The sequence below is a fragment of the Myxococcus sp. MISCRS1 genome, assembly GCF_026626605.1.
GTDB classification, from domain to species: Bacteria; Myxococcota; Myxococcia; order Myxococcales; family Myxococcaceae; genus Myxococcus; species Myxococcus fulvus.
This window is the reverse complement of sequence record NZ_JAPNKB010000001.1, coordinates 3378958-3391853: the sequence shown is the minus strand read 5'-3', so window position 1 is coordinate 3391853 and position 12896 is coordinate 3378958. Positions and strand designations below refer to the sequence as shown.

The window sequence follows — 12896 nt, the reverse complement described above, 5'->3', positions numbered from 1 at the left end:
CGCTAGCGCTTGCCCCTGGGAGTGTCACCTTGTTCGACCGTCTGAATCGTCGCAGCTTCCTTCAGGCCGTGGTCGCCGTCGCGGCGAGTACCTCATTCGGGTGCTCGGATGATGACGACACGAAGAAGCCCACCGCCGATGCGAAGTACTTCCCGCAGTCGGTCTGCTCGGGAGACCCGAGGCCGGACAGCGTCATCCTGTGGGTGCGCGCGTTGGACCCGGACAACGCGGGCGCGGACGCCCCGGTGCGGCTGGAGGTGTCCACCCGCGCGGAGTTCAGCGACTTCGTGTTCCGGGGCGACTTCACCGCGCTGGCGGCGAACGACCACGCGCTCAAGGTCAAGGTGACGAAGCTGGCGGCGCGCACCACGTACTACTACCGCTTCGTGCTGACGAAGAACGGGACGGAGTACACGACGGCGACGGGCCGCACCCGCACGGCGCCGGCGGCCGGGGCGGACGTGGCGGTGAAGTTCGCCTTCGCCAGCTGCCAGGACTACATCGGCCGGTACTACAACGCGTGGCAGCGGCTGCTGGAGCTGGACGAGGACCTGGACTTCATCGTGTTCCTCGGCGACTACGTCTACGAGACGACGGGGGACAAGTCCTTCCAGTCGGGCAACACCGAGCGGCGCGTGGTGTTCAGCGAGCCGGACAAGGCGCTGCAGCTGGGCTCGGGTGAGTCGACGTATTACGCGGCCAACGCGCTGTCGAACTACCGCGACCTCTACAAGACGCTGCGCACCGACAAGCTCATCCAGCAGGTGCACGAGCGCTACCCGTTCATCATCATCTGGGACGACCACGAGTTCTCCGACGACAGCTGGGGCTCCAACGCGACGTACCTGGACGGGCGCGCGGCGGAGAACCAGATTGAGCGCAAGCGCAACTCGGAGCGCGCCTTCTTCGAGTACATCCCGCTGGACAACACGGCCTCGGCGGAGGGCGCCATCGACGTGGCGAGCGCGCCGGTGTTCCCGAACACGCGCGTCTACCGGGACTTCGACTTCGGCAAGCACCTGAAGCTGGCGGTGTCCGACTACCGCACCTACCGCCCGGACCACCTCATCCCCGAGGACGCGTACCCGGGCAAGGTGGCGGTGGAGGCGTCGGTGCTGGGGTTGGCGCTGCCGACGCTGCCGGCGCCGGTGCAGGCGCTGCTCCAGTCGGAGACGTTCGCGTACACGAGCCTGGACCTGCCGGAGCACGCGACGCAGAAGGCGGTGCTCCAGGGCGCGTACGTGCAGCAGGCGGTGGCGGCGGGCCTCACCCAGGACGCGGCCACGGTGAAGGCCCAGACGTGGGTGTCCGGGAACGTGTCGCTCTTCTACGCCAATCAGGTGCTGACGGCGGTGAACGCGGCGCGCGAGGCTGCGGGGCAGCCCGCGATTCCGCTGCTCTCCACCGCGGGCACGCTGCGGGGGCTCGCGTACGTGCACCTGGGCAAGGGCTCGCTCTTCAACATCCAGGGCTCGCGCTACATCGTGGTGAAGCCCATCTACGACTTGTTCTCCGCCCTGCGCTACGCCACCTCGGCCGGGCTGAGCGAGGACGCGCTGGGCGCGACGCAGCAGGCGTGGCTGCAGAACCAGCTGAAGGCGGCGAACACCTGGAAGATTGTCGTCAGCTCCGTGTCGATGACGTCCATGGTGTTCGACCTGTCGGCGAAGACGGACATCCCGGACCCGACGCTGCGCCAGGTCTTCTACTTCAACGCGGACCAGTGGGACGGCTTCCCCGCGAAGAAGAAGGAGCTGCTGGAGTTCATCGCGCAGAACCAGGTGAAGAACGCGATGTTCATCTCCGGCGACATCCACGCGTCGTTCGCGTCCGTGGAGGGCGGCGTGCCCGCGCTGACGGCGCCCGCGATCACCTCCGGCTCCATCAAGGAGCTGGCGGGGCTGGCCGTCATCGGCGCGGGCTACGGCCCGGGCAGCGCCGTCTACAAGTACGTCGTCACGGAGCTCAACGAGTCGCTGGCCGCGGGCAACCCCGGCATGCGCTACGTGAACGGTGACGCGCATGGCTTCGTGGTGCTGGAGGTGAAGGGCGACGAGGCCCTGGCCGCCTTCCACCTCATCCCCAGCACGGAGGTGACCAAGGACTACTCGGTGCGCGGCGCCGCGGAGCTGCAGGCGCAGTTCACCCGCGTGGACTTCCGCGTGCAGAACGGGGCGATCACGAAGCTCTGAGCCCGCGGGCACTGAAGCGCTCCCACGCTCACCCGTGGGAGAACGAGGGCCGCGCCGGGAGCCAGAAGGCTTCTCCCGGTGGCGGCCCTCACCGCTTTGGTGGAATTGGAAAATTTCCTAGGGACTGGCGTTTTTCGTGAATGAGCCTCGAGGCCTCCGTGTCGTCGTCCGGCACGGTGAGACACCTGGCGGGTTCACCTGGAAAGGAAGGCAGCACGATGAGCGCTCAGTCCCCGAAGAAGAAGCTGACCCTGAAGAAGGAGACGCTCAGCACGCTCGAGACGGTGGAGCCGTCGCTGCTGGAGGGCGTCGTTTGTGGTGCGGGCCTCGGGTTCGACAACGCCATCACGCTGACCGTCACGCAGGACTCCAACCGCCTCACGCTGAAGACGCGCTGACCTTCCGTGGGGAGTGTCCCGCTCGCCGGAACGGGTTAGAAGTCCGGGCATGGTGACTGGCGTCGCGGCCCCGGACCTGTTGCTCGTTCCGGCGCATCCCGAGCACGTGGACTTCTGGCTGGCGCTGCGCGCCGAGGCCGGGGCCCGTCGCTACGTGGACACGGAGGACGACTCGCGGGAGGTGCTGGTGAAGCGCATCCTGGAGGCGGGCTCGCTGGGGGAGCCCCGCGCGAAGGGGTTCCGCTGGTTCGTGCGCCTGGGGGACGCGTGGGTGGGCACGGTGTCCGCGCGGGACGTGTCCCGGGAGCACGGGCGCCTGCAGATTGGCTACATGATGGCGGAGGCGTACCACGGGCGCGGGCTGGGCTCGCGCGCGGTGGGGATGATGCTGGAGCGCCTGTTCACGCTGCCGTTCCTGCACCGGGTGTGGCTGACGACGCTGTCGGAGAACCTGGGCTCCCAGGGCGTGGCGCGCAAGCTGGGCTTCTCGCTGGAGGGGACGATGCGGGGGCACAGCGTCCTGCGAGGGGAGCGCAAGGACCAGCAATTCTGGGGAATGTCGCGCAGTGACTGGGAGGCACGCGGGCGCGGGTGACGCGCGCTGGGAGCCGTGTGGGGGGCGGGTTATAGAAGCGGCGTCATGCACGCCTACGCCGCTGAGCTGTCGCAGGAACTGGGGCTGAAGCCCGAGCAGGTGGACCGCACCCTGGCGCTGAACGCCGACGGAGCCACCGTCCCCTTCATCGCGCGCTATCGCAAGGAGGTCACCGGAGGGCTGGACGAGGTGCAGATCCAGACCATCCTGGACCGGGCCGGCGAGCGCGCCGAGCTGGACTCGCGTCGCGAGACGATTCTGCGCTCCGTGGAGGAGCAGGGGAAGCTGACGCCGGAGCTGGCGAAGGCGCTGAAGGCGGCGAAGACGCGCACCGAGCTGGAGGACCTCTACCTGCCGTACCGGCCCAAGCGCCGCACGCGCGCGGCGATTGCCCGGGAGCGCGGGCTGGAGCCGCTGGCGGACCTCTTGTGGAAGCATGATGGCCGCAAGGGCGAGGACGCGGACGCGAAGGTGCGGCCGTTCGTGAACGCGGAGAAGGAGGTGCCGGACCTGGCGGCGGCGCTGGCGGGGGCTCGGGACATCTGCGCGGAGCGGGTGAGCGAGGACGCGGGGCTGCGCCGCGAGTCGCGCGAGGTGTGCGCGAAGCGGGGCACGCTGCGCTCGGACGTGGTGCCGGCGAAGAAGGGCGAGCCCACCAAGTTCGAGAACTACTACGGCCACGAGGAGCCGCTGTCGCAGGCCCCGTCCCACCGCGTGCTGGCGCTCCTGCGGGGTGAGGAGGAGGGCGTGTTGAAGGTGCGGCTGAACATGCCGGACGACGAGGTGAAGGCGCTGCTCGCGAGCCGGGTGGTGACGAAGCCGCAGGCGCTGTTCGCCTCGGAGCTGCGCGCGGCGGTGGAGGATGGGTGGGAGCGGCTGATGGGGCCGTCGCTGGAGTCGGAGCTGCGCGCGGAGCTGAAGGAGCGCGCGGACAAGGGGGCCATCGGTGTGTTCGGAGAGAACCTGCGGCACCTGTTGTTGACGGCGCCGGCGGGGGCTCGGGCGGTGCTGGCGTTGGACCCGGGGCTGCGCACGGGCATCAAGCTGGCGATGCTGGACAACACGGGGAGCGTGGCGGAGACGCTGACGCTCTACTCGGAGCGCAGCGCGGACGAGCGGGCGCGGGCGGCGAAGCTGTTGTCCGCGGTGGTGCAGAAGCACAAGCCGGAGCTCATCGCGGTGGGCAACGGGACGGGCAGCCGCGAGGCGGAGACCTTCGTTCGCGACACGCTGAAGGCGCTGGGGGTGCAGGTGCCGGTGGTGTCGGTGAGCGAGCAGGGCGCGTCCATCTACTCGGCGTCGGAGGTGGCGCGTGACGAGTTCCCGGAGATGGACGTCAGCCTGCGCGGCGCGGTGTCGATTGGGCGGCGGTTGCAGGACCCGCTGGCGGAGCTGGTGAAGATCGACCCGAAGAGCATCGGCGTGGGGCAGTACCAGCACGACGTGGACCAGGGGCTGTTGAAGAAGAAGCTGGGCGAGGTGGTGGACTCGTGCGTGAACGCGGTGGGCGTGGATGTGAACACCGCGTCGCCGCAGCTGCTCGAGCACGTGTCCGGCGTAGGGCCGTCGCTGGCAAAGAAGCTGGTGGCGCACCGGGCGTCGAAGGGGCGCTTCACCACGCGGCGGGAGCTGTTGAAGGTGAGCGGGCTGGGGCCCAAGACGTTCGAGCAGGCGGCGGGCTTCCTGCGCGTGCGAGGGCCCGAGCCGCTGGACGCGAGCGCGGTGCACCCGGAGCGGTACGCGGTGGTCGAGCGCATGGCGAAGGATTTGGGCGTGGAGGTGGGGGCGCTGGTGGGCAACGCGTCGCTGGTGCGGAAGATCGACCCCAAGAAGTACCTGGGCCCGGACCTGGGCGAGATGACGTTGAAGGACATCCTGGCGGAGCTGGAGAAGCCGAGCCGGGACCCGCGTGGAGACTTCTCGGCGCCGACGATGCGCGACGACCTGCGCACGTTGGAGGACGTGAAGGAGGGGATGGTGCTCCAGGGCGTGGTGACGAACGTCACGGCGTTCGGCGCGTTCGTGGACGTGGGCGTGCACCAGGATGGCCTGGTGCATGTGTCGCAGATCTCGACGAAGTTCGTGAAGGACCCGTCCGAGGTGGTGAAGGTCGGGGACCGTTTGACGGTGCGCGTGCTGAGCGTGGATTTGCAGCGCAAGCGCCTGGCGTTGTCGGTGCGCGCGGCGCAGGAGGGCGGAGCGGCGCAGCCTTCGGGGCGGCCCGCGGTGGGCGGGGCTTCAGGGGCGGCGCGGATGACGGAGCGGGGTGGGGCGGGGGCGCCTCGGCCGGGTGGTGGAGCGAGCGCGCGGCCTGGGGGACAACAGGCCCCGGGCTCCTCGTCAGGTGGTCAGCGGCCGGGTGGTGGTGGTGACAAGAAGGGCCCGGAGCCGTTCAACAATCCGTTCGCGAAGCTGAAGCGCTGAGGCGGAGCCCCCGCTCGATGGCGCGGGTGCTCGAGATGCCCCCGCGCCCATGGGCCCCTTCTTTTGGACCTTGTGTGCCTGTGGGACGGCCCGCATTTGCGAATTTGATTCATGCGCGTTAACTATATGGGCGCATGAACCAACGGCTCGGCCGCCTCCTCGAATCCTTCCTGGGCCACGTGTCGCACTCGCGTGGCCAGGTGCTCTCGCTCCTCTCGGAGCACGGCGTCACGGCCGACCAGGGCATCCTGCTGCGCCACGTGCGCGAGCAGCCGGGCGAGCCCCTGTCGAGCCTCGCGGAGCGGATGGGGCTCTCCCTGCCCTCGGTGAGTCAGATGGCCGAGCGCCTGGTGAAGCTCGGCTATGTGACGCGGCGGGAGGATCCGGAGGACCGCCGGCGCAAGTCGCTCCAGGTGACTCCGAAGGCGAGCCGCTTCCTCACCGCATTCAAGAAGGTGCGCGCCGAGGAGCTCGCCCTGGGCTCCGCTCGCCTCTCGGAGCCCACGAAGCAGCGGCTGGTGTCCGCGCTCGAAGCCGCCCTCACAGAGCTCGAAGGAGAACCAACATGATGCAGCTGGACCACCTGGCCGTGGACGCACGCGACGTCGACGCGTCCTCCCGATTCCTCGCGCGGATCCTGGGCGCGCAGGCCCCCGTCCCCGAGGGCGCCGATGACGACATGCGGCGCATCGACCTGGACCACGGGTGCTTCGTCCTGTTCTCGGCCTCGTCCGAGCCGCGCTTCTCGCACGTGGCCTTCCGCGTCGACGCGAAGCGATTCGCGGAGGTCGTGGAGCGGCTCCAGGCCGAGCGCGTCCCCTTCGGCAATGACCACTTCGACACGGCGAACGGGCAGACCCAGGACCCCCTCGGTGGCGCGGGCCGCGTGTACTTCAATGACAGCAATGGCCACCTGTGGGAGGTGACGTGCTGAGCCCAGGCTCGTGCGCCACACCCCACCACTGAAACGTGGTGGGGCATGACGTCTGTTCATGTGCGGCGAAGCAATGACTGACGATTAGTAGCCCCAGCAGGCGCCGTTGTGGCCGTTGTAGCCAAGGGACCGGCAGAAATCGAACGCCGCCGAGGCGCAGTTGCCATAGCCCACCACGGAGACGTGGCCGACGACGTACCAATAGCTGACGGAGTCGTTGCACTCGGCCAGACAATAGTTGTTGCCGTCATAGCCGGTACACGTGGCGAACGCGCTGACCCGGCCGTCCTCGGACGACGTGTCGGGCGAAACCTGCTCCTCGGCGGGCGGCGTGACGGGCTCCGTCGCGCCACCCTCGTCCAACTCCATACCGCCACCACAAGCCGTTGCGACCACTGCGAACATCGTCAGAAGGGAGTGCCTCGCGAGATGCATGGTGGGTCCTGTCTGGCTTCGAGTGCCCGGACGAATGACAAGCATCCGCCGGGGGCGCCTGGGATGGGCGCAGGACCCTTGTAAGGGAAGTCCATCCGGCCAGGGTATGGGCTGTGTCTGGATTGCCGGCTGCTTCACAGACACCGCGAGACAAACGCAGGATTCCAATCAATCCCTGGTGGATTCCCACGAGGCCGTGATGACCCCGTGGGCGCCTCTCACCATCAATCGAGCGGGAACTCGCGCACTTCCTCGGTGAGCCGCTGGATGCGCGCGAGCCTGCGCGCGTAGCGGTCCGTGCCGTTGCGCGTGTCGAACCGCGTGGCGATGGCCTGGGCCTGCTGGCGCATCCACGCGTGCAGCGCCTTCACCTCGTAGCCGCCGTCCGCTCGGTGCTCGGGGAACGACTTCGTCAGGCGCAGGCTCACCACGTCCCGGTCTCCCGCCGCCAGCACGCGCTCCAGCAGGAACGTCGCCGCGACCAGGAAGATGAACCGGTCATTGTAGCTGCCGTGGTCCAGCGTCCACTCCAGGTGCTTCTCCAGCACCGTCAGCCCTCGCGCCAGGTTGCCCGTCAGCGTCAGGAACTCCAGGTGGTCTCCCACCGTGGCCAGGAAGTCGCGGTTCTTCGACGTCAGCGCGTAGCCACGCCGGTGCAGCTCCGCCGCGCGCTCCAGCTCCCCCAGCTTGAACAGGGGATAGAGCAGCGTGCCCAGCGTCAGGTGCGGAATCTCCGCGCACTTCACCCGCCCGTCCAGGATGGGCTTCGCCTTGCGCAGCGCCTGCTCCCACTCGCCCTTCTCCACGTGGTGGTCCAGCTCGTCGTCCAGCTCACACGCCCGGCAGTCTGTCAGGTGGTCCCGGGGCGCCGCGAGCCACGCCTCCCACAGCCGGTCCACCTCCGCCACGTCATCACCCATGTCCCGCGCGGCCTGGTAGCGCAGCTTCAGTACCGAGCGCTTGCCCGCGTCCACCTTGGTGAAGCACTGCTCGATGTCGTCCAGCGCGTCGACGATCTGCTTGCGGGAGATGTGCGGGAACTCCTTGATGCGCCCCACCACCCACTTCTGCTTCCAGAGCATCGCCTCCGGGTCGAAGCGCTCCGGGTCCTTCTTCTGCTGACCCCGGCACCACGCGAAGGCCACCAGCGCCTTGTCCGGGTAGCCACCGAAGGTCGCCGCGTCGATGAGGTCGTCGCGCAGCTCGTAGCCCAGCTGCACGTCGCCGTGCGAGTCGGCCATCCGCACCGCTTCCTCCAGCAGCCGCACCTTGCTCTCGCTGGAGCGCTGCCGGCTCGCCCTGTCCCAGAGCGCCTGGGCCTCCTCGCGCCAGTCCGTCGACATCAGTGCAGCCCTCCCGAGCTTCCGCCTCCGTCTCCCTCTCCGCCACCCGTGCCCAACTGCGCGGAGATGAGCCCCAACAGTCCCTGGTTCAGCAGCGTCATCTCCTGCGCGTTCAGCGGGTGCTGCCCGAGCAGCAACGCCTGCACGTAGAGCATCTCCACCGACAGCTTCATCATGTTCCGGTCCGACACCGCCGCCAGCCGCCGCACCACCGGATTGTGCAGGTTGAAGCACAGCTGCACCGGCTCGCCGCCCGCGGCGGCCATGACGCCCTCCAGCACGCTGGCGTACAAGTCGTCGGACTCGTCGCGGGCCCGCTCGGCGTCACGCCGGAACGAGCCCTCCTCGTCCGAGCTGTAGAGCGTGGGCACTTCGGCCGGGAAGAACTTCTTCACCGCCACGCCGCAGTGGAACGGCGCCAGCACCTGCTCGGCCGTGCGCAACAGCGGGAACACCGCGTCGCGCTCGTCCAGCGTCAGCTCCTCGAAGCTCTGCGGTAGGTCGGACGAGGAGAACGGCTCCACCTGCGCGTCCTGGATGACGTGCGGCAGCTTCTCCAGCAGCGCCGCGTCGTGCGTGTAGGCCGCGTTGATGATGCACAGCCCCTGCGCGCCCGCCACCCGCGCCACCTGCCGGAAGCCATCCAGCGTGGACGTGTAGCGCACCACCGGGTACGCCCGGCGGTACTCCGAGAGCGTCGTCACGCCCAGCGATGTCTCGAATGGCAGCCACCCGATGACCAGCCGGTAGAAGTCGTCGTCGTCCAGCGCCAGCGCCTTGACGCTCAGCCCGTGCAGGCCGATGAGCCGCTGGAGCGCGCGCGGGTCCTCGTGCGCCAGGTCCATCAGGTACTTGCGCAGCCCCTGACCCAACGCCGCGCGGGCCTGGGCGAGCGAGTCATCCTCGTAGAACGACTCCCGGCTGGCGGTGGGCCTGAGCGCGTTGGCGTTCACCACGCACTTCACGAAGAAGGCCCACTCCGGCAGCAGGTTCTCCGCGCTCTCCGACAGCAGCATGTGCTTCAGGTACACGCGGTGCTTCTGCTTCGCGTTGAAGTGCGGCGACGCCGGCAGCACGAAGGCCACCCCGTCCACGTCGCCCGCCTCGGAGCGCAGCGGGATGCAGTCGATGAAGTCCGTCTCGAAGACCTCGCGCCCGTAGTCGAGCAGCGCCTTGCGACGCTCGGCCGCGCTCGCGTACTCGCGCCGCCACGGCGGCCCGTCCGCGTCCAGCCGCTCCACCTCGCCGCCCACCGACAACTGGATGGGGAAGGGCAGCAGGCCCCCGTAGTGCCGCGCCAGCTGGCGCACCCGCTCCGCCGCGAACCACTCCGCCATGTCCGCGCGCGCGACCAGGAACACCTGCGTGCCAGGCTTGTCCAACGGATGCGCGGACTCCTGGACCGCGTAGGTGCCGTCGTGCCGGCCGCGCCACTCCAGCGTCCGCCCGTCCCCCCGTGCCGAACGCGTCACGAGCAAGAGCTCGTCGCACACCATGAAGCACGACAGCAGGCCGATGCCGAACTGGCCGATGAAGTCCTTGCGGCGGGCCTCCAGGGCCTCGCGCTTGGAGGACTCGCCGATGGTGGCCAGGAAGCGGTGGATTTCTTCTTCCGTCAGGCCCACCCCGTCGTCGCTGAAGACCAGGGTGGGGGGGCCTCCGTCCTGCTTCTCCACCAGTTCCAGACGCACGGTGCCGGTGTGGGAGGGCTCCAGGTGCTGGCGGGCCCGGATGGCGTCGGTGGCGTTCTGGAGCAGCTCGCGCAGGTAGACGCCCGGGGAGCTGTACAGATGGTGGGACAGGAGGTCGATGACCCCACGGAGGCTGACTTGGAATCGGTGGTCCACGCTGGGTCCACCATCCTTCCCGGAGCCCGTCATGTCGACCGTTCTTTCAAGATTGCGGCCTTCGAGCCGCCGGGGCATCTGTCCGCCCCGGGGCAGGCGCTGTGCGCAGGCCCTTGATTGGCCGCCCGGACAGTGCCAAGCGGCGGCCCGGCCGGGGCGTGCCCTCGTGGCAACCCGGCGACACGTCGAGACTTTCGACCCGAGAGAGGACAACCATGCGGAACGAGCTCAGGGCAGTCGCGGTGGGGGCGCTGTTGACCTTCGGTGGCACGGCCATGGCGCAGGACGCCGCCACGCCCCCGGCGGCCCCGGCCCCGAAGAAGGCGGATGCGGCGAAGCCCGCCGCCACCAAGGGCAAGGTGGAGGTGACGTGGTGGGGCCACGCGGCCTTCGTGGTGCGCACCCCGGGCGGGGCGGTGATTGCCATCGACCCGTGGCTCACCAACCCCAAGGCGCCCAAGGACGCTCCGCAGCCGGAGGCGCTGGACGCCATCCTCATCACCCACGGCCACTTCGACCATGTGGGCGAGGCCAAGGCGCTGGCGCAGAAGACGGGCGCGAAGGTGTACGGCTCCTTCGAGCTGGTGAACCTGCTGGGCCTGCCGGAGGGGCAGGCGATGGGCGCCAACGCGGGCGGGACGTTCCAGGTGAAGGACGTCACCGTGCACCTGGTGGAGGCGGTGCACTCCAGCAGCTACCAGGCGGACCCCAAGGCCCCGGCGCAGTACGCGGGCGCGCCGCTGGGCTACGTGCTGAAGGTCGACAAGGGGCCCACGCTGTACCACGCGGGTGACACGGGCGCGTTCGAGTCCATGTCGCTCATCGCCACCCAGTTCAAGCCCACGGTGGCGATGCTGCCCATCGGCGGGCACTTCACCATGGGGCCCGCGGAGGCGGCGCAGGCGGCGCGGCTGCTGAAGGTGCAGAGCATCGTCCCCATGCACTTCGGCACCTTCCCGCTCCTGCAGGGCACGCCCGATGCGCTGCGTGGCGAGCTGAAGAAGACGCGCCCGGGCTCGAAGGTGCTGGAGCTGGAGCCGGGCAAGTCCACGGCGCTGTAGGCCCGGGTCTGCGTCCGGGGTGGGACTCTTCCGGCGCCGTAGAAGTCTGGGTTCTGGAGGGGCTGACTCCGGGCGGTCGAATCTCCCGAAGGCCGGGTGGCGTCGCGGAGGCCCCCTGGGTTACATCCGGCGGACCGTCTCCAGGCGTCCGTCGGCGGGTCCGGGGGTGTTCCGGTGTTGGATTTCAGCAAGGCGGGGTGGTTGACCCCGCTCCTCAACGAGGCGGTCGCGGCCCATCTGGGGTCGCCCGCTCCGGAGGAGAGCGCCTTGCGGCTGGGGCCCGGGCGTGCCCGGGCTCGGGCGTATCTGCGGCGCACCCTGCGCGCCAGCGGGTTGTTGTACGGCACTCCCGCGGACGCGCCCACGGCGCTGGACGCGATGCCGGACACCGAGTTCCAGGCGCAGGCGCTGGAGGACCAGCTCTTCCACGCGGTGCTGCGCACGCTGGCGGCGCTCGCGCTGGAGCTGGCGCGGCAGGTGGGCGCGCCCGAGGGGCGCCGGGTGGAGCAGCTGCTGGTGCTCTTCTGCGTGCTGGGCGGGGAGCTGGTGCTGGCGGAGGTGCTGGCGGAGCAGCTGGCCCAGGGCAAGCCGGTGACGAAGCGGCAGGTGGCCAAGGTGGAGGTGGCGCTGCGCAAGCGCGAGCCCACGCTGGCCGGTGACCCCGTGTACGGGCTGGTGCTGCACAACGGCGCGCAGTACGCGGACGCGCAGCTGTTCTGTCGGCAGGCCATCGACTACTTCGCGAGCGGGCGCTTGTCGCGCGAGCAGACGCGGCGGCGGCTGGACTTCGCGTCGAAGCAGAAGGCGCTGCTGGTGGAGGTGCTGACGGGGCTGGCGTGCGTGGACCGGTTGCCGGGGACGCCCGCGCGGCGGGCCATCCTCAAGCAGGTGGAGGACCTGCGGCTGCCGGCGGCGATGGCGTCGGAGCTGAAGTCAGCGGTGAAGCAGTCCTTCGAGCGGCGGCGCTCGGTGCGGGACGTGGTGCGCCAGGTGCGCAGCGTGGACATGCGCCACTTCCTGCTGGAGCAGACGCTGCTGGCGGCGCTGGTGGACGGGCGGCGCACGCGGCGGGAGCGGGCCTTCATCGACACGCTGGCGGACGCGCTGCACGTGTCGAAGGAGGAGCTGCATCGGCTGGAGCTGGAGATGGCGGAGTTCTACGCGCGCCATCGCTCCATCGTGGATGTGTTCACGGTGCGGGACGCGGCCAGCGCCATGGGTGACGACATGGTGGCCGGCATGCAGGAGACGCTGGAGAAGAACTTCTACCGGCTGATGCAGGAGGTCCGCGAGACGGGGGACCTGGCGGTGCTGGTGGCGAAGGTGGCTCGGCGCCAGAAGCTCACGGAGGACGAGCGGCAGCGCATGCGCGCGCAGCTCATCGACGTGGCGAAGGCGATTCCGGCGCTCGCCATCTTCGCGGCGCCCGGTGGGTTGCTGCTGCTGGCGGCGCTGGCCAAGTTGCTGCCGTTCAGCCTGTTGCCCAGCGCGTTCCAGGACGACGACGTGCCCGACGTGCTCCCCGACGATGTCGAGGACTTCGGCCCGGAGCGCGAGGCGGGGTGAGACGGGAGGTCGGCCGCTTGGATGTCGGCCTGCCCTGGCTCCTGGCGTGAAGGCGCTGCCATCGGCGCGGACGGTCCCCAGCTTCAGGGGGCGGACCGGGC

11 protein-coding genes are annotated in these 12896 nt (G+C 69.6%); 8 read left to right on the top strand and 3 right to left on the bottom strand.

The features are described from left to right. Positions 1-29 precede the first annotated feature (29 nt). From OWM54_RS13050 to OWM54_RS13025, 6 genes are all read left to right on the top strand, one after another. Positions 30-2192, top strand: a complete 2163-nt coding sequence (locus tag OWM54_RS13050) for an alkaline phosphatase D family protein (RefSeq protein ID WP_267697724.1) — start codon at positions 30-32, stop codon at positions 2190-2192. Between the two features lie 218 nt (positions 2193-2410). Then, positions 2411-2590, top strand: a complete 180-nt coding sequence (locus OWM54_RS13045) for a hypothetical protein (protein WP_267697723.1) — start codon at positions 2411-2413, stop codon at positions 2588-2590. A 49-nt stretch (positions 2591-2639) separates the two neighbouring features. Continuing rightward, positions 2640-3185 (top strand): GNAT family N-acetyltransferase, encoded by a 546-nt coding sequence (locus OWM54_RS13040; RefSeq protein WP_267697722.1) that lies wholly within the window; start codon positions 2640-2642, stop codon positions 3183-3185. A gap of 45 nt (positions 3186-3230) precedes the next feature. Next, the gene (locus OWM54_RS13035) at positions 3231-5609 is read left to right on the top strand and encodes a Tex family protein (protein ID WP_267697721.1); all 2379 of its coding nucleotides are present in this window, start codon (positions 3231-3233) and stop codon (positions 5607-5609) included. Positions 5610-5743: 134 nt separating this feature from the next. Further along, a complete protein-coding gene (locus tag OWM54_RS13030) occupies positions 5744-6178 on the top strand; it encodes a MarR family winged helix-turn-helix transcriptional regulator (protein WP_267697720.1) in 435 nt (144 codons plus the stop codon). Next, the gene (locus OWM54_RS13025) at positions 6175-6543 is read left to right on the top strand and encodes a VOC family protein (protein ID WP_223746414.1); all 369 of its coding nucleotides are present in this window, start codon (positions 6175-6177) and stop codon (positions 6541-6543) included. Before OWM54_RS13030 ends, OWM54_RS13025 begins: the two co-directional genes overlap by 4 nt. Positions 6544-6627: 84 nt before the next feature. Here the strand turns inward: OWM54_RS13025 and OWM54_RS13020 are convergent, their stop codons facing one another. The 3 genes from OWM54_RS13020 to OWM54_RS13010 form a co-directional block, all read right to left on the bottom strand. Continuing rightward, positions 6628-6912: a hypothetical protein gene (locus OWM54_RS13020; protein WP_223746415.1), complete on the bottom strand. Its 285-nt coding sequence runs from the start codon at positions 6910-6912 to the stop codon at positions 6628-6630. Between the two features lie 290 nt (positions 6913-7202). Then, on the bottom strand, positions 7203-8321 hold the full coding sequence (locus OWM54_RS13015) for a hypothetical protein (protein ID WP_267697719.1): 1119 nt from the start codon (positions 8319-8321) through the stop codon (positions 7203-7205). Next, a complete protein-coding gene (locus OWM54_RS13010) occupies positions 8321-10168 on the bottom strand; it encodes an HSP90 family protein (RefSeq protein ID WP_267697718.1) in 1848 nt (615 codons plus the stop codon). The genes OWM54_RS13015 and OWM54_RS13010 overlap by 1 nt, the downstream gene beginning before the upstream one ends. Before the next feature lie 215 nt (positions 10169-10383). Here OWM54_RS13010 and OWM54_RS13005 point away from each other — a divergent pair, with 215 nt between their 5' ends. Both OWM54_RS13005 and OWM54_RS13000 read left to right on the top strand, forming a co-directional pair. Continuing rightward, complete coding sequence (locus OWM54_RS13005; protein WP_267697717.1) at positions 10384-11229, top strand: metal-dependent hydrolase; 846 nt, start codon at positions 10384-10386, stop codon at positions 11227-11229. Between the two features lie 201 nt (positions 11230-11430). After that, positions 11431-12795 carry an LETM1 domain-containing protein gene (locus OWM54_RS13000; protein WP_228557135.1) on the top strand — a complete coding sequence of 455 codons (1365 nt, stop codon included), beginning with the start codon at positions 11431-11433 and terminating at the stop codon, positions 12793-12795. The last annotated feature ends 101 nt before the right edge of the window (positions 12796-12896 follow it).